The sequence below is a fragment of the Pseudocoprococcus catus genome (genome assembly GCF_019734885.1).
GTDB classification, from domain to species: Bacteria; Bacillota; Clostridia; order Lachnospirales; family Lachnospiraceae; genus Coprococcus_A; species Coprococcus_A catus.
Genome location: NZ_JAAXCM010000055.1, coordinates 14,622 through 36,315, shown reverse-complemented (window position 1 = coordinate 36,315; position 21,694 = coordinate 14,622). Strand labels below are relative to the sequence as shown.

At 51.8% G+C, this 21,694-nt stretch carries 16 protein-coding genes and 1 pseudogene; 2 read left to right on the top strand and 15 right to left on the bottom strand.

Annotation, left to right across the window (positions count from 1 at the left end; translation table 11 throughout):
• Window positions 1-127 precede the first annotated feature (127 nt).
• Window positions 128-1,540: a relaxase/mobilization nuclease domain-containing protein gene (locus HED67_RS14910; RefSeq protein WP_221718776.1), complete on the bottom strand. Its 1,413-nt coding sequence runs from the start codon at window positions 1,538-1,540 to the stop codon at window positions 128-130.
• Window positions 1,541-1,665: 125 nt separating this feature from the next.
• Here HED67_RS14910 and HED67_RS14905 point away from each other — a divergent pair, with 125 nt between their 5' ends.
• Window positions 1,666-3,078: an ATP-binding protein gene (locus tag HED67_RS14905; RefSeq protein ID WP_110104023.1), complete on the top strand. Its 1,413-nt coding sequence runs from the start codon at window positions 1,666-1,668 to the stop codon at window positions 3,076-3,078.
• A gap of 73 nt (window positions 3,079-3,151) precedes the next feature.
• Here the strand turns inward: HED67_RS14905 and HED67_RS14900 are convergent, their stop codons facing one another.
• The 6 genes and pseudogenes from HED67_RS14900 to HED67_RS17145 form a co-directional block, all read right to left on the bottom strand.
• Window positions 3,152-3,451, bottom strand: a complete 300-nt coding sequence (locus HED67_RS14900; RefSeq protein WP_097772891.1) for a CD1845 family protein — start codon at window positions 3,449-3,451, stop codon at window positions 3,152-3,154.
• Window positions 3,448-3,750, bottom strand: coding sequence for a hypothetical protein (locus tag HED67_RS14895; RefSeq protein ID WP_221718775.1), 303 nt, complete (start codon window positions 3,748-3,750; stop codon window positions 3,448-3,450). Before HED67_RS14895 ends, HED67_RS14900 begins: the two co-directional genes overlap by 4 nt.
• Before the next feature lie 151 nt (window positions 3,751-3,901).
• Complete coding sequence (locus tag HED67_RS14890; protein WP_008982512.1) at window positions 3,902-4,240, bottom strand: plasmid mobilization protein; 339 nt, start codon at window positions 4,238-4,240, stop codon at window positions 3,902-3,904.
• Between the two features lie 2 nt (window positions 4,241-4,242).
• A complete protein-coding gene (locus tag HED67_RS14885; protein ID WP_221718774.1) occupies window positions 4,243-5,061 on the bottom strand; it encodes a DUF3849 domain-containing protein in 819 nt (272 codons plus the stop codon).
• A gap of 1 nt (window position 5,062) precedes the next feature.
• A pseudogene (locus tag HED67_RS17675) lies at window positions 5,063-11,221 on the bottom strand (SNF2-related protein).
• A 1,496-nt stretch (window positions 11,222-12,717) separates the two neighbouring features.
• Window positions 12,718-13,062 carry a TnpV protein gene (locus HED67_RS17145; protein ID WP_456298684.1) on the bottom strand — a complete coding sequence of 115 codons (345 nt, stop codon included), beginning with the start codon at window positions 13,060-13,062 and terminating at the stop codon, window positions 12,718-12,720.
• A gap of 13 nt (window positions 13,063-13,075) precedes the next feature.
• On the opposite strand from HED67_RS17145, the gene HED67_RS17140 reads away from it, so the two are divergent.
• Window positions 13,076-13,453, top strand: a complete 378-nt coding sequence (locus HED67_RS17140) for a hypothetical protein (RefSeq protein ID WP_246612259.1) — start codon at window positions 13,076-13,078, stop codon at window positions 13,451-13,453.
• A 471-nt stretch (window positions 13,454-13,924) separates the two neighbouring features.
• Here HED67_RS17140 and HED67_RS14875 read toward each other — a convergent pair whose 3' ends face one another.
• The 8 genes from HED67_RS14875 to HED67_RS14840 are packed head-to-tail and all read right to left on the bottom strand — an operon-like array spanning window position 13,925 to window position 21,679.
• The gene (locus HED67_RS14875) at window positions 13,925-14,140 is read right to left on the bottom strand and encodes a transposon-transfer assisting family protein (protein WP_002576226.1); all 216 of its coding nucleotides are present in this window, start codon (window positions 14,138-14,140) and stop codon (window positions 13,925-13,927) included.
• Window position 14,141: 1 nt separating this feature from the next.
• Window positions 14,142-17,426 (bottom strand): YodL domain-containing protein, encoded by a 3,285-nt coding sequence (locus tag HED67_RS14870; RefSeq protein WP_221718773.1) that lies wholly within the window; start codon window positions 17,424-17,426, stop codon window positions 14,142-14,144.
• Window positions 17,427-17,432: 6 nt separating this feature from the next.
• The gene (locus tag HED67_RS14865) at window positions 17,433-17,711 is read right to left on the bottom strand and encodes a hypothetical protein (protein ID WP_055224644.1); all 279 of its coding nucleotides are present in this window, start codon (window positions 17,709-17,711) and stop codon (window positions 17,433-17,435) included.
• The gene (locus HED67_RS14860; protein WP_330656614.1) at window positions 17,708-19,807 is read right to left on the bottom strand and encodes a type IA DNA topoisomerase; all 2,100 of its coding nucleotides are present in this window, start codon (window positions 19,805-19,807) and stop codon (window positions 17,708-17,710) included. The genes HED67_RS14865 and HED67_RS14860 overlap by 4 nt, the downstream gene beginning before the upstream one ends.
• Entirely contained in the window at window positions 19,788-20,480 is a 693-nt protein-coding gene (locus tag HED67_RS14855; RefSeq protein WP_221718771.1) for a conjugal transfer protein TraG, read from the bottom strand. Before HED67_RS14855 ends, HED67_RS14860 begins: the two co-directional genes overlap by 20 nt.
• Window positions 20,477-20,671 (bottom strand): hypothetical protein, encoded by a 195-nt coding sequence (locus tag HED67_RS14850; RefSeq protein WP_003526245.1) that lies wholly within the window; start codon window positions 20,669-20,671, stop codon window positions 20,477-20,479. Before HED67_RS14850 ends, HED67_RS14855 begins: the two co-directional genes overlap by 4 nt.
• The gene (locus tag HED67_RS14845; RefSeq protein ID WP_221718770.1) at window positions 20,668-21,432 is read right to left on the bottom strand and encodes a DUF4366 domain-containing protein; all 765 of its coding nucleotides are present in this window, start codon (window positions 21,430-21,432) and stop codon (window positions 20,668-20,670) included. Before HED67_RS14845 ends, HED67_RS14850 begins: the two co-directional genes overlap by 4 nt.
• A complete protein-coding gene (locus tag HED67_RS14840; RefSeq protein ID WP_221718769.1) occupies window positions 21,422-21,679 on the bottom strand; it encodes a DUF4315 family protein in 258 nt (85 codons plus the stop codon). Before HED67_RS14840 ends, HED67_RS14845 begins: the two co-directional genes overlap by 11 nt.
• Window positions 21,680-21,694: the final 15 nt, after the last annotated feature.

Genomic DNA, 21,694 nt, shown 5'->3' with positions numbered 1-21,694 from the left:
GAGAAGAAAATCCCTTTGTGATTTTCCTCTCTGCTTGCTTGTTGAGGGCAGCGCCCCCAAGCCCCTTTGAACACAGAATTTCATTCTGTGGCTGCGCGTTCTGCGAACGCTTTTGACCAGGACCAGCTTACCGCTGGCCGTGGTCTTTTTCTTTTTCAACATCCTGTTCTACCTCCATTTTCAGCACTCGATCCACATTGGCCTTTGCCGTTAAAAGCTCGCGCATTTCCTCACGGGAACGCCGGTACTCGGCATAGGTCTTTTTCTTTTCTTCCAGCAATTTCGCGTACTCCGTCTGCAACTCTTTGACCTTGGGAAGTTTCTTGACTCCCATCTCATCAAAGGCATTCTTAGCAGCCTGGTGGAGCAGAATTTCTTCCTCATGTTCCCCCCGGAATTTCTTAGAGTAACCCGCCTTGCGGTATGCCACATAGACCTCACGGGTTTTAGCATAATTTACGATGTGAGTACGCAGAACAGCAATCTCTGCCATGCGCTTTTCAGCCGCTTTAATCTGCGCCGAAAGTTCATTGTGATGTGCCGTGGCAGCCGCAGCCTTTTCTTCCAAAACCGCATACTCCAGCAGGTTATTCTCTGACAGGTAATTCATGGTCTGCGCCATTTGCTTCAGATTGAAAACTTTAGCCCATCGCGTATAGCCAGCACCTTTTCCAGCCTGCAATTTTGCCTGAATGTCCACCAGCAGATTGATCTTTGGCGGCTCTGCCCGTGTGACTGTTTTCTTTCGCGGGGTATGTGCTTTCTTCCCTAAGAGAACTGCCCGCAAATCTTCCAATCCATATCCTTCGCCCAGACTGTCCATGCGGGCGGCTTTCTCCCAACCAGAGAGCTTCAGTCGATACGATTTTCCGCGCTTTGAGACTTCACAACCATACTCTTGCAACAGTTTCAGCAGTTCTTCAAAGTCAGCAGGACTTTGTGATAATGCGTTGTCAATCGCCACACGAAGCAACTCCCGGTGAGAGGGTTTTGCCTGATCTCCCAGCCATTTGTTATAGCTCTTTCCATGAGGGTTCGGATTCTCTACAATGGACAGTCCGTTTTCAATGCAGATGGTATCACTTAACCTGCGAACCGCCTTGGTACTGCCCCAAAAGTTTCGGAATTTTCGGTCATATTCTAAGCTGACCGATGACCAGATAATGTGATTATGAATGTGCGACTTGTCTATGTGAGTGCAGACCACAAAGGCATGATTGCCCTTGGTAAACCGCTTGGCAAATTCTACACCCAGACGGTTGGCTTCTTCCGGCGTGATTTCACCGGGTTTGAATGACTGGCGCACATGGTAAGCGATCACATCGTCCGCCCCGCGCACCCGCCCGGTGGCGGCGATATACTGCCGCTTCGCCAGAAGGAACTCTGCATCCGCAGTTCGGCTGTCACACGCATAGCCGGTAATGAGCTTGCCGTTATCTGTTTTCTGTGGATTTGCTACATAGTCGATGATGTCACTGATTGCCCGACTTTCTGTGCGACCCTTGCCAACATGAAGCGGCATGATTCTTGTAGTTGCCATAATAGAAGGCCCTCCTCTCATAAATATTTTTGTTTTCGCTGAACTCTTTGCTTCTATCGTTGCAATAACTTTCTCCGCTGGGTATAATAAAAAAGAACATTCTACAACCTCAAAGGAGGGATTTTATGATAGAACAGCTCATTGCCGAAGCAACGGAATGTGATTTCAAGGTTGCTCTCGAAATAAAAAAGCCAAAAAGCTGGTTAAAAAGTGTCAGTGCCTTTTCCAATGGAATTGGCGGCACTCTGTTTTTCGGAGTCTCCGATGACCGGGAGCCTATCGGCTTGTCCGATGTTCAAAAGGATGCTGAAGCGATCAGCCGCTTAATCAAAGAACGTATCACACCATTACCGCAATTTATCTTAAAGCCATTGCAGGAAGATGGTAAAAACCTGTTGGCTCTGGAGGTTTCTCCTGGCCGCAGCACCCCATACTATTACAAGGCAGACGGAGTAATGGAAGCATACATCCGTGTTGGAAATGAAAGCGTAATTGCACCGGATTACATTGTGAATGAACTGATCTTAAAGGGAACCAATCAGTCCTTTGATACCCTAACAACAGATGCGGTAAAAAAGGATTACAGCTTTACACTTCTGGAAGCAACCTATCTGGAACGGACTGGACTCCGCTTTGAGCCATCCGATTATGTCTCCTTCGGTTTGGCTGACAAAAATGGGTTCTTGACCAATGCCGGAAAGCTCATGACCGATCAGCACACAGTTTATAACTCCCGTATGTTCTGTACCCGGTGGAATGGCTTGGAAAAAGGCTCTATCTTTGATGATGCGCTGGACGATAAAGAATACGAAGGGAATCTGATTTATCTACTGAAAAGCGGCAGTGAATTTATTCGCAATAATTCCAAAGTCCGTTTTGTCAAAGAGGCACAGTATCGTGTAGACAAGCCGGATTATGCTGAACGAGCTGTGACAGAGGCTCTTGTCAATGCGCTTATCCATCGTGATTATATTGTGCTTGGCAGCGAAATCCATATTGATATGTTTGATGATCGGGTGGAAATCACATCTCCTGGCGGTATGTTTGGCGGCGGCTCAATTCAGGAATACGATATTTACAGTATCCGTTCCATGCGGCGAAACCCTGTGATTGCTGACCTGTTCCACCGCATGAAGTACATGGAACGCCGTGGAAGTGGCCTACGCAAAATCGTCAGTGAAACCGAAAAGCTACCTGGATATACAGCGGCATATAAGCCTGAATTTTCCTCAACAGCAACAGATTTCAGGGTCATCTTGAAAAATGTAAACTACAACTTAGAGGATGACACCCACCAAGTTATCCACCAAGTTACCCACCAAGATATTGAACTATCAACGGTGTCCAAACAGATTTTGGCTTTTTGCACAACACCAAAATCCAAGAAAGAGCTTGCAGTATTTTGCGGCTTCAAAGATTTAAGAAACTTCACTTTGAAGCATATCAATCCGCTTTTAGAATCCGGGCAATTAGAAATGACTATTCCCGATAAACCTAAAAGTCGCAATCAAAAATATATTACAGTTCGTTCCGAATAAACAGAGAAGCAGGGCAGTGGGTCTCATCTCCCATTGTCCTGCTTCTTTTCATTCCAAATTATATTCACATCATTTACCCATACACCCAATCCTGGATCGCAAATTTCAAACTCTGCACCTTGCTCAGCAGCCAGATCGCAGCCAGCGGCAGCCCCATCGGGCTAATCAAAAATGCCATAACCAGCAAAATCACACCATTCTGCGGGGAATAAGTAATCAGCACAGCCACGCCAAGCAGAGCAATTACCGTGCTTAGTAGACCAAGCACCAGACCGGATATGTAGATCAGCCCCGTGCAGAGCCAGACAAAAAGCGTCAACACCAAAATGACCGGTGCAGTTACGATCATCAGCAGACATTTCAAAATCTTCATTTCTGTTCCTCCTTCCAACGCTCCAGATACTGTTTGCATAGGGCATCCGCTTCTCTCTCATCATCTTCCGTCACTTCCCGTTTTCCTTTGGTCAGTTCAATCTCCAGATAAGTCCGGTAATCATCGGCTAAGAGGTTGAACAGTTCCTTGGGAGTATGGCACACCTCGCCAGAGCAATAGTGAAAATCTTGGTCAAATTCAACTCTTACACATCCATGGCGGCTGATATAAACTTCTATGTTCTCGTCTGCGGTTAGGTAATCCGCAAAAATCTCCAGCACCTTTTCAAAGGTCAGCATCTGTTTTCACTCCTTTGCTATGCTTCTTATTCTACTCATATTATCCGGTACGGACAGGCAAAAGACAAGGATACAGACAAAAAGAAAAAGCGGAGGAAGGTGCGGCGAAGAAACGCCGTTCCCCCCTCCGCAAATGGAGTATCTATCCCCGTTATGAAAGTTTGGAGAGTTGGGTAAGGATTTCCTTCACACCCTCCCACAGTTGTTCCTGCCGCTGGGATATATCCTCCAAGTCAGCATCATAAACCCGCCCTGTCTCATGCACTTTGCGGGTCAGCTGATTCAAGTTGTTGCTGCTTCGGCGCATCAGGGAAACCAACTCCTTCAGCTCCGGCAGATCCAGTTTGACCACATAACCATCCAGCGCCATTTTCCGCAGATAAGCGCTCAAATTCTCTGTCCCGTATTGCTGCATCTTTTGATGGATCAGTTCCAGTTCTTCTGCGGACACCCAAAACAAAACCGGCACATCCCGCTTGCGCTTTGCCATGGTTATCGCTCCGGCTCCCGTTTTTTCGGGGCAGCAGACTTATGGGCGGGCAGCTCCTGCTTGAGCTTATCCCATACTGAGGGACGGAACGGTTTCAGTTTTTCTCTCTGGGTACGGCTGCGCTGCTGTTCTTCACGCACCAGATCAATAAAACCATCCAGCACAGCAGGGTGGCTGTTTAAGGCATAACCACAACGGACAGTTTCGGGATTATCGTTGGGAATGGTCTTGGCCCATTCTTTGTTGCGTCGGGAGTAACGCCCATCCCAGTCCTGAAGCTGGACCGTGTTAGACAGAACCATGGACACACGCTCCATGCCATAGGTCTCGATCACACCCTTTGCCGCATCGTGGCTGAGATACATTCCGTCGAAGTGCTCCCGCACCGCCGCTTCAATAGACTCCTTGCATTGGCGATTTACATTGTTGGAAGCTCGGTACTGCTCCAGCTCCCCATGTTCTCTCGCATAGGCAGCTGAATGGGGATAGACCGGTGTTGTTCGCAGTTCCTCTTTGGCTCTGCACACATCGTCGGCACGGCTTTCAATGCTGTCCCGGATCACACCCATATAGCCGGTCTCCAGCTTTTCAAAATAGCGGTACACATCCGCCAATGGAGAGGGAGATTCCAAAAGTGCCTGAGCCTGGGTGTCGGTCAACTCCAGTTCCTCCATTGCCATCACGATGTCCTCGCGGATGGTGTACTCATAGGCATGGTTTAAGACTTCTTCCGGGGGCTGGCTTTTCAGCCAGTCTCGGAACTTGTCCTGTTCGGCAGCCATCTTTTCATAAAGAGCTGTATTCAGATCGTTAGTATTCATGTTACCGCACCTCCTCATGCTGTTTTGGTTTCTTGTCTGTACTGCGGGGTTGCACCGGGCGTTTTAGGTTATCCAGCACCGAAGGCCGTGTGCTTTTGGCAACAACAGACTCAGTGTGTGCCTGCCCCTTTCCGTCGATGTTGAGCAGGGTATCCAGCTCCACCAGACGGGCGTTTTTGCTTCTCAGTTCTTCTTCATAAAGGAATGGCTTTCCGACTTCCTCCTTTGCGGCAGCCTGCTGCTGATAGAGGTTATCCAGCTGGGCCTTTGCCGCCTCCAGACGCTGGGGCATCTGGGCGAGGGCATTGTCGATACGGGTAAGATTTCCGCGAGGGTCTGTACCAAGGGTTGCCCGGTGGGTCATCTGTCCTTTCAGCAGGAGCGTATACTCCTGTTTCCAAGCGGAAAATTCCACGGACATGGCATAACCCCGGTAGTTGCCGATCTGCACCGGATCGGAGGTTTTGACCTCCTTGCAGGCATCCAAAAGGGCTGCACCGGCGTTCTCCTTATCGGTCAGCAGGTCTCCACGAATCTCCATACCAGCAAAACCGTCCTCCGGGTGCGGGTGAGCTGTCAAAACCTCCAGATCGGATTCAAAGCCCTTGATAAAACCTTTGTGCTTTTCAATCTCCTCCGGGAAGTATTTGAGCAGCTGGTCCTCCAGACGATATTGCTTGCTCTGGTGGTCGGCTTTCATCAGCTTCAGGCGGGATACCTCCACATCCAAATCCATACGCTCCTTGATGCGGGGATCTCCAGCACACAGAGCCTTGATCTCGGCAAAACTGAGGGCTGTTTCATCCACATCATCGCAGGAACGCACCGGCGATTTAGAAGTCATGATCTGGCTGATGAATTTCTGCTTATTCTCCACCGTCTGCCAGAGGTATGCATCAAAGGTTCCTTCTGTCACATAGCGGTACACATGGACAAGAGGATTCTTGTTACCCTGACGCTCGATACGACCCTTGCGCTGGGCAAGGTCTCCCGGTCTCCACGGACAGTCCAGGTCATGAAGTGCCACCAGACGGTCCTGCACATTGGTGCCTGCGCCCATCTTGGCGGTGCTGCCTAAGAGGACACGAACCTGACCGGTACGGACTTTAGAGAACAGCTCCTTTTTCCGCACTTCGGTATTGGCTTCATGGATAAAAGCAATCTGGTCGGCAGGCATCCCCTGGGCAATAAGTTTCTGACGAATATCGTCATATACCGTAAAGGCCGGCTCCTGCAGAGGCACAGTGCCTTCCAATGCGTGAAGCAGTGGATTATCCAGCGTTTTCGCCGCCTTGCTTGCAGGAGCTTTTGCCTGCGGTGTAGAAATGTCGCAGAACACCAGCTGGGTCAGCTTGTCAGCTTTGCCGTCCCGCCAGATCTGCATGATGTTGTCCACGCACTGATTGACCTTTGTGCCAGGTTCATCCGGCAGCATCTGGTTGACGATTCTCTGGTCAAGCCCCAGCTTGCGGCCATCCGAGGTAATCTTGAGCATATTGTCCTGAGACGGGTCAACGGTTCCGCTGTGTACCAGCGATGCACGCTCCGAAAGAGCTTTGACCATTTCCTGCTGATGTTCGGTGGGCTGCGCCACAACATTGTGGTATTCCACCTCCGGGGTCGGCAGATTCAGTTGGTCGGCGGTCTTGATGTCCGCCACTTCTTTGAACAGGTTCATCAGCTCTGGGAGGTTGAAAAACTTGCTGAATCTTGTTCTTGCCCGGTAGCCAGTTCCCTCCGGTGCCAGCTCCAATGCTGTGACGGTCTCCCCAAATCGGGAAGCCCAGCAGTCGAAGTGGGTCATGTTCAGTTCTTGCAGGCGTTCATACTGAAGGTAACGCTGCATGGTGTAAAGCTCGGTCATGGAGTTGCTGACCGGTGTGCCGGTGGCAAAAATCACGCCACGGTTTCCGGTGATCTCATCCATATAGCGGCACTTGGCAAACATATCGGAGGATTTCTGCGCATCCGATGTGGAAAGACCAGCCACATTCCGCATTTTTGTGTATAGAAACAGGTTTTTATAGTTGTGGGCCTCGTCCACAAACAAACGGTCCACACCCAGCTGCTCAAAAGTTACCACATCGTCTTTTCGCCCCTCGGCTTGCAGCTTTTCCAGTCTGGCTTCCAGAGACTTTCTGGTACGCTCCAGCTGCTTGACGGTAAAACGCTCGCCGCCGCTGGCCTGTACCTCGGCAATCCCCTCGGTGATCTCGTCGATCTGCTCATAGAGAAGCCGTTCCTGACGCTCTCGGCTGATGGGGATTTTCTCAAACTGGCTGTGTCCCATGATGATGGCATCATAATCACCCGTCGCAATACGAGCGCAGAACTTCTTTCGGTTATGGGTCTCAAAGTCCTTTTTGGTGGTGACTAAGATATTGGCGGAAGGATAGAGGCGCAGAAACTCCGACGCCCACTGCTCGGTCAGGTGGTTGGGAACCACAAAAAGAGATTTCTGGCACAGTCCCAAGCGTTTGGCTTCCATCGCAGCGGCCACCATCTCAAAGGTTTTACCTGCGCCTACTTCATGTGCCAACAGGGTATTTCCTCCATACAGCACATGGGCGATGGCGCTTTTCTGGTGTTCCCGCAGGGTAATGGCCGGGTTCATGCCGCCAAAAGTGATATGGCTGCCATCATACTCGCGGGGACGGGTAGCGTTCATTTCTTCGTTGTACTGGCGCACCAAAGTCTGGCGGCGTTCCGGGTCTCTCCAGATCCAGTCCCTAAAGGCTTCCCGGATCGCCTGCTGTTTTTGGGCAGCCAGAGTGGTCTCCTTGGCGTTTAGTACGCGGCGCTCTTTTCCGTCTGCGTCCTCTATGGTGTCATAGATGCGGACATCCCGCAGGTTCAGGCTGTCCTCCAAAATCTTGTAGGCATTGGCACGACTGGTCCCATAGGTGGTATAAGCTGCCACATCGTTGTAGGATACAGAAGATTTCCCCTTGATCTGCCATTCAGCGGTAAAGGACGAATAGTTGACCTCGATACTGCGCTGGAGATAAAACGGGGTGTTGAAGGTCTCGTACATAAACTGCTGGATGTACTCTTTGTCGATCCAGGTAGCGCCCAGACGCACCTCAATCTCCGACGCATCCAGGTCTTTGGGCTGGGCGGCGGTAAGAGCTTCCACATTGACTGCATAAACCGGGTCCTGCTGTGCAGCCCGCTGCGCCTGACGCAGTTTGCGGCGTACATTGCCGGAAAGGTATTCATCAGCAGTCACATAATGGGGTGTGCCGTCTTTCTCCAACTGTCCCGGTACACGGAAGATCACGCCTTGCAGTTCTCCGGCCAGTGCTTCTTTTGTTTTTCCGGTAAGCCGACTCATATAGCTCATATCTACGCAGGCTTTTTCCGAGATGGACACCGCCAGTGCTTCGCTTGCCGTATCCACAGTAGCCACTGCCTGATGGGGCTTGATGGTTCGTTTGGTGAACATATCCGCCTTACGTTCCAGTTTCCCGTCCTCGTCGATGACTTCCAGCGCACAGAGCAGGTAATAGGAAGAATCATCTGCATAGGCCAGTCGGTTTGCACGGTCATTGATAAGGCCATATTTTGCAGAAAAGCTGTCATAGAGGCTGTTCAGTTCCGCCTGCTTCTCCCGAATGGTGCTGTCCGGAACCGCTGCATCCATCTGAAGGTCGATCAGTTCCTGCACACAATCACGCAGTCCCACAAGACCTTTCACGCGGGCTTCGGCGGTGGCGTTGAGGTCAGGGCGCACCATGCGGCTGTTTTCCCGATAGTACACCTACCCGTCTACAATGGCATAGGAATAGTTCTTCACATTTGGGTCGGCAGGAATGGAGGTGTCAATGGCTTCGCCTTCGCCCAGCTCCGGCAGCTCTGCCTCCTGATAAGTGCCATGAATGTACTTCACAGCATCATGCAGCTGGTCGGAAAGCTCCAGTCCCTCGATAGGGTTCACGGTGTAATCCATACCATGAGCAGTGCTTACCGGCTCCTGTCTGCCCAGCACCATTTCCGGGTGGTCGATAAAATACCGGTTGATGGCAAACCCATCCTCCGTTTGTCCGGTCTGCGTCCACTCTGGTGCAATGTCCAGCGGACGGTCCCGCTTTTGCAGGAAAATGATGTCCGAAACGACCTCTGCACCAGCGTTTTTCTTGAAAGCGTCATTGGGCAGACGGATGGCTCCCAGCAGCTCGGCACGTTGAGCAAGATACCGGCGCACGGTGGAATCCTTGGCGTCCATCGTATAGCGGCTGGTGACAAAGGCCACCACGCCGCCGGGACGCACCTGGTCCAGTGCTTTGGCAAAAAAGTAGTTGTGGATGCTGAAATTCAGCTTGTCATAGGCTTTATCTCGAACCTGATACTGGCCGAAAGGCACATTACCAATGGCAAGGTCATAGAAATCTCGCCTGTCGGTGGTCTCAAACCCGGCCACGGTGATGTCCGCCTTGGGGTAGAGCTGCTTTGCAATCCGTCCACTGATGGAATCCAGCTCCACGCCATACAGACGGCTGTTTCGCATTTCTTCTGGTAGCATACCGAAGAAATTGCCCACACCGCAGGACGGCTCCAGGATGTTGCCGGTCTCAAAACCCATGCGGTCCACCGCTTCATAGATGGCCCGGATTACCGTGGGACTGGTGTAGTGCGCGTTGAGGGTAGAGCTTCTGGCGGCGGCATATTCCTCCGGGGTCAGCAGTTCTTTTAGCTGGGCATACTCTAAAGCCCATACCGGTTTCTCCGGGTCAAACGCATCAGAGAGACCGCCCCAGCCCACATATCGAGAAAGAACCTCCTGCTGTTCGGGGCTTGCCTGCTGTCCGGCAGCTTCCAGCTCTTTCAGTAAACGAATCGCATTGACATTTGCCTGGAACTTGGCTTTCGGACCGCCTTCGCCCAAATGCTCATCAGTAATGCGGAAGTTTTTTGCATTGCGGCGCAGGTTAGCCTTGTATTCCTCATAGGAGGCTTCCTCGGCAGCTTTGGCATTGGGAAAGGTCTGCCACTGGCCATTGACCTGAATGGAAACCGGGTGTTCGTCCAGCACTTCCTCAAAGGTTTTCTCCGGCTCTGTCACAGGGGCTGGTGGCTCCGGCTCCTCGATATGCAGTCGTTCCACCACCACATCATAAGGCAGATTGTTCTTATCGCCCGGATAGACGGCCATGGTCTCGGAATGGAAGGTCGGGGATTCGGTAGCCGGTTGGGGCTGTTCCTGTCTCAAACCGTCCTGCTGACGGGCGTACAGTCCGCGCAGCAAAGGTGCAACCTCATCCCAGCGGAAATACAGCATAGCCAGACGCTTTTCCTCTGCATCCATGACTTCCAGTTCTATGCCCTGTGCCGTGGTACGGTAATCGGCAATATCGCCGGTCTCCAGATTCAGTGTCTCGATCTCACCGGAATAGGCTCTGCTCAACCAGTAGGCGATCTCGCTGTTACTCCTGCCGGATTGCAGCAGCGTGGAAATCTGCTTTTTATCCGCTTCATCCATCAGTCCATGAGCCAATACATCCCGTAAGTCCTGATCTGCCTTGTCCGGGGCAATAGGAAGAAACTCGGTATAGTAAGCATTGCGGCGGTCTGCCCGAAGCAGCTGCTCGAACTGTTCTTTGCGCTCTGCCCGGTAGATGGGATATACCATCCCGGTGGGCAGAAGCTGTACGGTGTCCTCCCGCAGCTCGGTGATCTGATAGGCGTCATCCTCGATATACACGGTATCGCCCACGGCATAGACCGGGGCAGCAGGGTCATAGGATGTTCTTTGCGGAGTTGGGCGGCGAACTGCATCATATTCCTCATCGGAAATAGCAACTTCGGAAGTCTGCTCTGTCTCAGCAGCTGCGATCTGCTCTGCATCCGACATCACCTGTTGGATAAACGGATCATTGTCCAGTTTTTCCGGGTCTGCCACCTGGCCGTTGACGATCCCTCTTTCTTCCAGAGCTTCCCGGATGGCGATTGGGTCGATGTCGTCAAAACGGTTCTGTTCTTCTTCGGTATAGAACCGGTCCTCCTGAATGAGCTGGGCAATCCGGCGCTGTACCTTCGGCCAGGGCAGCTGCGTTTCCTCCGGGCTGCCGGCACGGACAACGAACAGGCTGTTGCTGTTACTGCCGCCGTATTCCTGAGCCAGCCATGCGGCGGTATCTTTTTCTCTTGCATGGTCTTTCATATAGCGGACAACAGCGTGTTTACTCTCGATATTGCCGTTCCATGCACAAAGGGCAGTATCAATATCTTCCTGAGAAAGAGGGCGCAGAAGCTCATGGAGCTTTGGATAGGTCTCGTCGATCACTTCCCGGTGTAAACGCTGACGGAACTCCGGCACATCCGAATAGAGTCGGATCAGCTCCATATCCTTAGAACCAAGGACTGCACGGCGCACAGCGGCATTACCCTCGATGACAGCATTTTCACGGTCAGAATGACCGCAGGCATTGCGGTATGCGGCATCCTCGAAAATGGCGGCAGTTACCACAGGCTTATACTGCTCAAACTGCTCCCGAATGGTAGGCTTTGGCGTTTCTTCCTCTATCTCCGGCTGCTGGGCATGAATGGCATCTTCTTCTGCCAGATCCTTTTCGGCCTGGATCTTGTCATACTGCGCTTGCTCCTGTTCGGTAAGATAGCGGCCTTTCCGGACAAGAGAGGTAATGCGCTTGGCAACCTTTTCCCAGTTCAAGTGAACATCCGGGCAGTCCTGCTTTTTATAGTGCAGTCCTTTCCCATCGTGATCTTCGCCGCTGTGTGTTGCGCCGGACAGGGCATGAGAGCGTCCGCCAATACCATACTCATCTTTGAGGAATCTTACTTTCTCCTTATCCGTATGGTTTTCCATGAAGAACGCATAGATACGGCCTTTTCCTCCGGCAAAACTGCTGCCGCCGGTCATGGCGGCGTCGATCTCATCCTCGGTAATGAAGCGCTGGACAGTTGGCACTTGGGAAAGGTCTGAAGAAAAAGTCCTGCGGGGCAGGTCAAGGGCCTTCAGGTTCTCCCAGATTTCCTTTGGTCTGTGGTAGTAAAAGCGCAACAGGTCACGGTCCTGCTGATAGGCAGTCCAGAAGGCGGCGTATTCTTCCTTGAGTGTCTGGCGGAAAGCCGGGTCACTCAGCTGCTCCGTCAGGCGGCGGGTCTCCTCTGGGAACCCATTGCCTTTGATCTCTGACAGGCAGGACAAATATCCGGCTTCTCTGGCTTCCTCGCTGAAATCGTGGTACAGATACCAGAGCTTTTCTGCAAGGAGGGAGCGTTCATAGCCTGCCGTTTCTGCAAGCTCCACATTGGAGGCAAACTGGCCGCTCTCCAAAAGTTCCCCGATACGCTCTGCGGCGCTCTCCCAGGAAATGACCTGGGCAGACCTGTCATAACGGACAGACTTCCCGTAGGAAAGATGGATACCATCCTCGGCATACCATGCGCTCACGCTGCCAAGGCCGTTGCCGCCGTGGTACAGCGTTTTCAGTATCTCGGCAATCTCAGCGGTGGTTTTCTGCTTTTCAAATGCTGCAACCACACGCTCCCTCTGACGGTCTGTATTGCCTCCCAAACGCAGCACATGGTCAATATCATTTTGGGCAAAAGAAAAAGCAGAGGATGTATGCGCTACATTCTCTGCTTCATCTATGGATTGGATCTGTTCCGCTTCGGAGAGGAACAGGTTTAGGGTCAGCTGTTGATAAGCTCCGCCATCAGGATCTCCTCTGCCTGGGCTTTGCAGGTGTTCATCAGCCCCACCCACTTCATGGGATCGCTGGCTTTCAGTTCCTCGTTGGCTCCCGCTTCCTTCGCCAGCTGGGGCATCATCTGCTCCAGTCTGCTCTGGGCGGTCTCGTCGATCTCGATGAGGTGCGGGTACAGCTTCTCGCTCAGCAACATCTGGTTGTAGAGGATGGGACGGTGTTCTTTCAGGTAGGTTTTCCTCATCCTGCCGTACTTGCCCAGGGGTTTCTCCGGCTGCTGGCTCAGTTTCAGGTCGGGAATCAGATAGTCTCCGTTCTGGATATAGGTCATTGGATTGTTCATCTTGTTTGCTCCTTTCTTGGTTGGCTTCGCGCTCTGCATTTCGGACGGTAACGCCGATCTGCCGCAGCACCTGCTGGTTGATCTGGCTGACCGCTGTTCCCAGCGCCCCGATGGTGGACGGGGTGTTGAAATCAAAGATTGCCATGAAATCTTCGTGGTCGAAGTAGCGTTCCGGCTCCAGTCCGCAGCGGGACATCAAAGCGTAAGTGATGCTGACGGTGGCTGCTGCCTTGAACTGTACTCCGATGTTAAACTCATCATATTCCTCCAAAAAGGAACCGTCAACGATATAGAAGAAGTCCTGCTGATGCTCCGTCCAGTATTCCTCAGCCAGTTTTCCGGCTACCTCGGTGAGCTGTCCGGCAAGGTCATCACCTGAAACATCATAGGTGCGCTCAAACATGGCCTGCACGGAATCCAGATGGCGCTCCTCCAGCTGCCACAGCCAGGGAGTGCGGGAATGTTCACGGGTTCCGGTGTCGGAAATGTCAAAGACATAACGCAGGCGGGGTCTGTCCCCGGAATCGTCCACCAGAGCAATCCCTTTGGAGCCGCGCCTTACATACCGGCCCATCTTTTCATTCCACAAATCGTACTCCGCACAGGCGGTGGCGTCCGGTCGCTGGGCATAGATCATCAGCTGCTCGTGGAACGGGTACTTGTAAAGGCGGGAAGCAGTAGTGAGAAACCCTGCCCATTCCTGCCAGCTCCCCGTGAGCTGCGTTGTCACCTTCTCCGCCATCTGTGCATATAGTTCAGCTTTGGTTGGCATGGTGTTCTGTCCTCCTTTCAGTTTTGGGGTAAAAAGGCGGGGTGGCAGATCGCCACCCCATCCCTGCGGTTATGTTGTTTACTGGTCAAAATCCGGGTACAGCTCCAGTTCGGCAAACTCGGCATCACTCATGGCCTGGAGCTTGCCCAGTGCGCTGTCTGTCAACTCCCGCAGCTCGGTTTCCTCCGGGGCCAGCTCGCCGCGCATCTCACGCAGGCTGTCGATCAGTCCGGTGCGGCTGCCGGTATTGTAAATGCACATCAGGTTCATTTCCTCAAAAGTAAAGTTTCCCATATCAAATCTCCCTTTCCGCACTCTTTTTGGGCGCTGTCTTTTTGTGTTCTGCCTTGGGCTGGCTTTTCAGCTGCTCCATGACGGACTTTTTCTTTTCCCGTTCCTCCCGATGGGCAGCGGCAGCCAAATCCATGAGGGAAATGGACTGACCGCTGCGGGCCTGCTGTTCCAGCTCTGCCACCGTAGGCTCTTTTGCGCCATTGTTGATGATACCGTCGATCATGCCGTAATCGTCCTCCACGGCCATCTCCGCATTTTTCAGCGGATTTTCCGGCAGGAATCCGGGGATCTGGGTAAAACCAACACTGTCACAGTAATGACAGGATACCTTACCATCCTGCTTGATCGCAACGATGTCACTGACACTCATAGAAGGACTGTGAAAATCCGCCGGTTTTTGCAGATTAAACTGCTCATATAGTTTTTCCAGCTGCTCCGGTACCGTGCCAGACTCCCTCAGCGGAGCAGTGTAAATGAGATCATAATCGCTACGGTCTATGGAAATGTCATGGGACTTTAGCCAGTCCAGATTCATAAAGCGCACATTCTGCGGATCGTCACGGCTCACCTGATAGATGGCAAAGCAATCTCTGTTCTGAGCAAGAAATGCCTGTTCCCGTTCCTGCTGATGTTCCTGGCGCTCCATGACCTTTTCGTGGAACTGAGGGCTTTTCTCCCATTCCTCACGGTCCACACCGAAAATGCCGCCATGATCCATGATTTCCTGTGGGTCAAACACCATACTCTCCGTATTGTCCTCATGCAGCACATAGACGGTCAAACCGGCGGCATCCAGTTCCAGCGCCCGTTCTCTGGTAACAGGGAGCATCCCATCATAGGAGTATCCATATTCCTGCATATCCGGTGTAGAGACCTGCTCATCCGGCATGGGGTATTCATCCAGTGCCTGCTCCTGTGCTTCCGGCAGCTGGGAAGAAGCAGCCATCTGACTGGCCTCTGCCTGCATCTGCTGGTAGGCAGCTTCCTGCAAGGTCTCAATCATGGACAACGGTGCGTATTTTACCGAGTCTCTGCCCAAATCGTTGTCATCACAAATCTGGAGAACTGCCTTCATGCGGGAAATCTCCGGCATATCCAGCTGACCACCATCCAGCTCTTTCATGGACGCGGCATCGTAAAGGGTATAGTCCCAGCCGCTGTCACAGGACTGGATATGAAGATAGGTGGCATCGTCAATCAGAAACAAAGCCTCCTGCTGGTTGGCGTCCGCCCCCAGCACTTCCATTTCTGGCATTGCCGCAGCCAGTTCCTTTACCGCTTTTTGCACCAGAGGATTATCACGGTAATAGTCGATTGCCTGGATGGTGTCCAGGTCAATGGTATGGCCGGTCAAAATCGGAAAAGGTCCTTCATAATCGCTTCCGTCTTTCAGCTCAAAACCAATGCCCTTGATCCCGTTCATTCGTTCTGCCGGAATCTCCTGATAAATGCGGATTGCTTCCTCCAAAGACAGGTTATCGTGGTATTCTCCGAGGTTTGGAAATTCCATGCACTCTGCTACATAGTAGGTCAGATCGCCGTTCTGCTGTCTATCAGATACCTTAGCGGCATCTTCTGGCTGCTCTATCGGGGCGGGTTCCGGCTCTACCTTTGCATGAGGGTCGATTCCGCGCTCTTTGCAGATTTCCTTATAGTGGCGCTCAATGTCGGAGATCAAAGTGCCGGAGGTTTTGTTGATGGTCTCCAAACTGGCTCTCAGCTCTTTCAGCTCTTTGCCCTGGCTCCAGCTTGCAATATAGCCGAAGCTGTTTTCTCCGGTCTCGATGCCAAAATACTTGCAGACCGCATAGGAGATGCTTTCAGCCTCCACTTCCTCCGTGTGGCGGTTTTTGATTGCCCGTTTTTCTGCGGTTGGATCTTCCTCAACTGCAAGACGCCATTCAAACTGATTTTCGTCCACATAACGCCAATCCATATCAGAAGCAAACTGTTCGGCTTCTTTTTCTGTGGCAAAATCCAACTTGAAATCATGTTTGGTTCCACCTTCACTCTCCTGCACAACCTTCCATGACGGTAGCATTTCATATTTTTTAGGGTCATGGAGCTTGCTGTGGGCAATCTCGTGTACTGTGGCTGAAACCGTCTGAACCTCACTCATGCCCTGACGAATGGCAATTTTCTGATGATCAGCAGAAAAATAGCCGTCCGTATCAGCGGCCATTGCTTCAAAAGTAATCGGCACCGGTGCGCTGCGGCGCAGGGCCTCCATGAATGCCTCATAATTTGGCACATTGCCGGAAAGGGAGGAAGCAAGCTCCGGCAAAGGTTTCCCGTCGGTCTGACTCACATCAAAGACCTTGACAGGGCGAAACATGGGAATCTCGATTTCTTTTTCCTCTGTGACGATCTTTCCGTCTTTATCCAGAATCGGAGCCTTGGTATCTGGGTCCAGCTTCTGCTCCTCGATTTTCTTCTTATACGGTGTGGGAGCGATGATGGTAATGCCATGCTCGCCCTTTTTTACATGACGCTCAAACTGGTCTTTCCACTTATTGTATCCGGCTACCAATGTGGCGTCCGGCTTCTGCATATAGATGAGCATGGTGTTGTTTACCGAATAGCGGTGGAAGCGGGACATGACGGACAGATAGCGCATATACTTTTCACTCTCAAACAGTTCCTTGATGCCCTGCTCGATGCCATCTGTGATTTCCCTTAGCCGTTCTCGGTTGGTGGGTTTGTTCTCAGCCATGATTTTCAATCTCCTTTCCAAGTGTGTGATTTCTGCTGTGTGTTCTGCAATCCATGCCTTTTGTTCTTCTTCACTTTCATAAAGGAAAAGGTCCAGCAGGTATTCTACATAGGCTTTCTTCTGGATTGCTTCCACAAAACGGGGGTGCGGTTCTTCCTCCGGTGTCCTGGGAGAACGGTCGGCTTCCCATTTTTTCAGCAGATGGTAATAATCGGACAGTACGCGGTAACAGCGCTGTCGATCCTCCCGAAACTTCTGTGCCTCGGTTTTTTGCCGGACATATCTCCTGCGGGGCGGGGCCTGACTGTCATAGATCAGGCCAAAGTCCTGTGCCAGTTTCTCCGCCGCTTCTTTTGGGGAGAGGTCAAAGAGCTTTTCGGTAAAGTCGATCACATCCCCATCTTCACCGCAGCCAAAGCAGTGGAATCGCAGGTCTACCTTCATGCTGGGGTTCTTATCATCGTGAAAAGGACAGCAGGCCATGCCATTTCGCCTGACTTTTATCCCATAAAACTCTGCCGCTTCTCTGGTGCTGACCGACTGCTTGACCGCTTCAAATACATTCTCTGCCATGTGCCTTTAACTGCCGGACTTTCGCATAGGAGGCTGGTATCCGGCAGCTTTCGCACGCTCACTGGCAGCTTTGCGACGCTCGGCGCTGTATGGCTCCCTGACTGATACACACCGCTTGGGAACGGTAAAGTTATGGGCGTCCTTTCGGGTGATTTGGTCGGGGTGCTTTTTTGCCAGCAGTTCCAGCTTCTCCATCAGACGGGGATCGTGGGTGTAGACCTCAGCCATTGGTTCTGCCTGGTTATAGAGGAGAATGGTTTCCCGTTCCACTAAAGAGAGCTTCATCGGCTGCCTCCTTTCCGCTGGTCAAATTCCAGCTTGAAGTTGGCGTACTGTCCATCGTCCTCCAAAACCACAGTGGCATCGTAGGTCTTGCCGGTTTTCTCCGAATATAGGCCCGTTACGCGGACACGGCCATCTTTCAGCAGTGCAGACACCACAGCCTTGGTCGGCTGTTTTTTCTTGGCATCCCACCATTTGTTGTTTTTCCAGATTGCAAATTTGCAAGAATCATTCTGACAAAAGAAGCCTTTTTGCAGTTCTGCAACTTCACCGCCACAGCGAGGGCATTTACCCACCACCTCATGGGGCGGGGTGAACAGGTACTCGGTTCCCTTGATGACCTGATAAGTCCCCACCAGATCTTTCAGCATGGTGCTGATCCCATCCAGAAACTCCTCCGGGGCAAGCTGCCCGCGCTCGATCTCGCCCAGGCGGTACTCCCACTCGGCAGTCAGAAGCGGCGATTGCAGTTGTTCCGGCAGGACCGTGATAAGGGATACTGCATTGTGGGAAGGGAGAAGCTGCACCGTTTTCCTGCTCTTTTTTCGTTCCAGAAAACCGGCAGATACCAGCTTTTCCAAAATACCGGCACGGGTGGCCGGTGTCCCCAGACCTTTTCGCTCGGCTTCCTCCGGCATATTCTCTTTTCCGGCAGTCTCCATTGCGGACAACAAGGTATCCTCCGTAAAGTGCTGAGGTGGACTGCTTTTACCTTCTTTGACGATTGCCGCAGCAACCGAAAGGGTCTGTCCTTCGGTCAGCTCCGGCAGAGCTTTCTCTGCGCCCTCTTTTTTCGGCTCTGCATCCTTCATTTTGGCACGGTAAGCGTCCTCCAGTGCTTTCCATCCGGGGTGCTTCACCGTTTTTCCTTTGGCGGTAAACTCTCCACCGGCACACGCTGCAATCACAACAGTTTCCGAATAGATATGGGGCTGGGCTACGGCGCACAGCAGACGCAGGGCCACCAGCTCCAGCACCGCTTTTTCTCCCGCAGGAAGGGCAGAAAGGTCTGCATCCTTGAGATTTCTGGTAGGGATTACTGCGTGGTGGTCAGTTACTTTCTTATCGTTGATGACCGTCTGCGGATCACAGGCAATGGCGATTTCTTTGCAAAACGGCATGGCGTTGGCAACCAGGTTCACCAGCACCGGCAGGCTGTCTGCCATATCACTGGTCAGATAGCGGCTGTCAGTACGGGGATAGGTGCAGAGCTTCTTTTCATACAGGCTTTGCAGATAGTCCAGGGTCTGCTGGGCTGTAAATCCAAGCAGGCGGTTGGCATCTCTTTGCAGAGTAGTCAGGTCATAGAGGGCAGGCGGCTTTTCGGACTTTTCCTTGCACTCCACCTTTTTGATTGTGACAGCTACACCCTGACAGGCTTCTTTCAGCTGCTCTGCGCTTGCTCGGTCACTCATGCGCTCCCCGGATACGGTAAGACCGGGCAGCTCCAGCGCCACGGTATAAAAAGGAACCGGCTTAAAGGTGTCGATCTCAGCTTCTCGCTGGACAATGAGCGCCAGCGTTGGGGACATCACGCGCCCGATGTTAAGGGTGCGGTGGTACAGCACGGAAAAAAGCCTTGTGGCATTGATCCCCACCAGCCAGTCGGCCTTGGCACGGCAGAGGGCAGCATCCCGAAGTCCGTCATAATCCGCACCGGGGCGCAGGTTTGCAAAGCCTTCCCTTATGGCAGAGTCCTCCATCGAAGAAATCCAGAGCCTTTTCATAGGCTTCTGACAGTCTGCCAGCTCATAGACGCTGCGGAAGATCATCTCGCCCTCGCGTCCGGCATCACAGGCATTTACAACTTCCGTCACATCCGGGGCATTCATCAGCTTTTTGAGAATATCAAACTGCTTTTTCTTATCTTTTCCCTCCACCATCTGCCAATGTTCCGGCAGGATAGGCAGGTCATCATATCGCCACTTGGCATACTTGGGGTCATAGCTGTCTGCATCTGCAAGACCGGCCAGATGACCCACGCACCAGCTGACACGCCAGCCGTTACCCTCCAGATACCCGTCCTTACGGACGGTTGCGCCGATCACCGCCGCCAAACTCTGGGCAACTGATGGCTTTTCAGCAATTACAAGTTTCATAATCTTCATCCTCCCATTCTTCTCGCACAGGCGTGTGCAGCTTTTTCTCAATGCTGTTTTCCTCATCCAAAAGCAGGTTATATCCAAACCGATAATCATAGCGGTACAGTTTCCCCAGCAGGTCATTGATGATGATGCGGCAAGCCAAAATGACACGGGTTTTATCCACCTGCATCAGCTGGTAGCGTTGATAATTGCTGTAATATTCTTCGTGACGGCGGGTATTGCAGGCGGCATCTTCAAGTAAACTATCTACTGCATCCTGGCAACCATCTTCTTTTTCCCCTTCCATGCAGTTCAGAAGTTCCATCATCAAAGGAAAGCTCTGTTCATCCATAGGAGCTTCTGCAGCAAGAAAACCGATCAGAGCAGATAAGAGCAGACGAGTCGCCGTCTGTTCTTGTTCCGTCAAAACGGCCATTGTTTTCTCCGCATTTGGCAGGATCTTTTCTTCCACAAACTCTGCCGCATCACCGGAATAAAGCTGACGGATAGAATCTATGGACAATGAAACTGTCACGGTATCTAAGGAGAAATCAAAGGGGTCATCTTGCTTTGGCTTTCTCCGAAGTTTGTTTAACATGGTAGAAAGAATGTCGCCGCCAAAATACACGGCGATCACCAGCAGGTCAAAAACAGCAATCAGCTTGATAAATATAATCAGAACACTCATTTTTTTCGTTTCCTTTCTTTGAGCCAACGTTCCATCTCACGATGGCAGATACCTACGCAGGGACTTCCATAACTCCCGCAACCATAGCAGGGGTGGTTGTGGGATAAAGAATGAGGACGGGAAGTTTCCCTCCCGCCCTCCGGCCTGCGTGTCATCATGCGTTCATAGGGACTGTCTGTGAAACGGGTCATTTCACGCTGTCCTCGTCATCTTCTTCTGTGCTGCCCCCATCAGCGTCCGGTTCGTCCGACTCCTCATCCTCGGTTTCCCATTCCTCGGAATCTTCCTCGCCATAATCATAATCGTCCAGACTGTCATTGCCCTTGGTCTTAGGCTTATTCTTAATGAGCTTCAAGTAGGCAAATACGCCACCGCCTCCAAGCAGAGCCAGCAAAAGGACTATCGCAGCCGGGTTCAGTCCGGCAGGCTTCTCTTTTTCCGGTTCCGGTGTTTCTGCCGGAGGTTCCGGTGCTTTGCCCGTACATTTACTCTTATCAGTTGCGCAGACCGGGCAAGCCGTATTGACTGCCCCTGCTTCACATTTTGTCGTGCAGCTGCATACCGCAGCCGGCTTCTCTTTGACATTTTCATCTTCCATCAGTGCCATCAAATCCGCTTCATCCACCTGGTTCAGAAAATGAACAGCAGTCTTTTTATCCTCATTCGCCCTGTCGATCAAAATGTAAAAATAGTTGCCAGCCTTGGTGGTAACGGTAATGAGCTGCTTATTGCCTCCAAAATCATCCACCAGTGCCGCATTCCCCTCCGGTGTAAGTGCCGGTGCTGGTTCTGTTTCTTCCACAATCACATTGCTGTCATTTGTAGAATCCTCTGCCGGTGCCGCCGGTGCCTGTTCTGACCCCTGTGCGAAAGCAGGGATCGTAAATCCAAATGCCACAACCATTGTCAGGCAAAGGGCGGAAAGTGTTTTGCAAATTCTTTTATTCTTCATAAGCGGTAGCCTCCTGATTATTTGATTCCGGCAGTGTCGTATCTCTGCCATGGTTCATTCCACCGGAAAGCATAGCGTTCAGCTGTGCTGGAGTCATGCGTAACGCACGAACCATCTGAACGATTTCCAGATTCTCTGCCTCCGTTTTCTGTGCTTCCAAGGTCTTGAGCTTTTCCTGATATTCCGCAATCTTCTCACGGGTTTTCTCAATTTCCTGGTCGATACGTTCAATTTTGTTTTTTGCCATAACCGTTCACTCCTT

What these genes read in the sequence shown, in the direction of transcription:
- HED67_RS14855 (WP_221718771.1), bottom strand. Translation starts at nt 20,480, where the DNA reads ATGAGTGTTCTGATTATATTTATCAAGCTGATTGCTGTTTTTGACCTG.
- HED67_RS14870 (WP_221718773.1), bottom strand. Translation starts at nt 17,426, where the DNA reads ATGGCAGAGAATGTATTTGAAGCGGTCAAGCAGTCGGTCAGCACCAGA.
- HED67_RS14910 (WP_221718776.1), bottom strand. Translation starts at nt 1,540, where the DNA reads ATGGCAACTACAAGAATCATGCCGCTTCATGTTGGCAAGGGTCGCACA.
- HED67_RS14900 (WP_097772891.1), bottom strand. Translation starts at nt 3,451, where the DNA reads ATGAAGATTTTGAAATGTCTGCTGATGATCGTAACTGCACCGGTCATT.
- HED67_RS17145 (WP_456298684.1), bottom strand. Translation starts at nt 13,062, where the DNA reads ATGACCTATATCCAGAACGGAGACTATCTGATTCCCGACCTGAAACTG.
- HED67_RS14875 (WP_002576226.1), bottom strand. Translation starts at nt 14,140, where the DNA reads ATGGGAAACTTTACTTTTGAGGAAATGAACCTGATGTGCATTTACAAT.
- HED67_RS14905 (WP_110104023.1), top strand. Translation starts at nt 1,666, where the DNA reads ATGATAGAACAGCTCATTGCCGAAGCAACGGAATGTGATTTCAAGGTT.
- HED67_RS14865 (WP_055224644.1), bottom strand. Translation starts at nt 17,711, where the DNA reads ATGAAGCTCTCTTTAGTGGAACGGGAAACCATTCTCCTCTATAACCAG.
- HED67_RS14860 (WP_330656614.1), bottom strand. Translation starts at nt 19,807, where the DNA reads ATGAAACTTGTAATTGCTGAAAAGCCATCAGTTGCCCAGAGTTTGGCG.
- HED67_RS14845 (WP_221718770.1), bottom strand. Translation starts at nt 21,432, where the DNA reads ATGAAGAATAAAAGAATTTGCAAAACACTTTCCGCCCTTTGCCTGACA.
- HED67_RS14895 (WP_221718775.1), bottom strand. Translation starts at nt 3,750, where the DNA reads ATGCTGACCTTTGAAAAGGTGCTGGAGATTTTTGCGGATTACCTAACC.
- HED67_RS14890 (WP_008982512.1), bottom strand. Translation starts at nt 4,240, where the DNA reads ATGGCAAAGCGCAAGCGGGATGTGCCGGTTTTGTTTTGGGTGTCCGCA.
- HED67_RS14840 (WP_221718769.1), bottom strand. Translation starts at nt 21,679, where the DNA reads ATGGCAAAAAACAAAATTGAACGTATCGACCAGGAAATTGAGAAAACC.
- HED67_RS14850 (WP_003526245.1), bottom strand. Translation starts at nt 20,671, where the DNA reads ATGACCCGTTTCACAGACAGTCCCTATGAACGCATGATGACACGCAGG.
- HED67_RS14885 (WP_221718774.1), bottom strand. Translation starts at nt 5,061, where the DNA reads ATGAATACTAACGATCTGAATACAGCTCTTTATGAAAAGATGGCTGCC.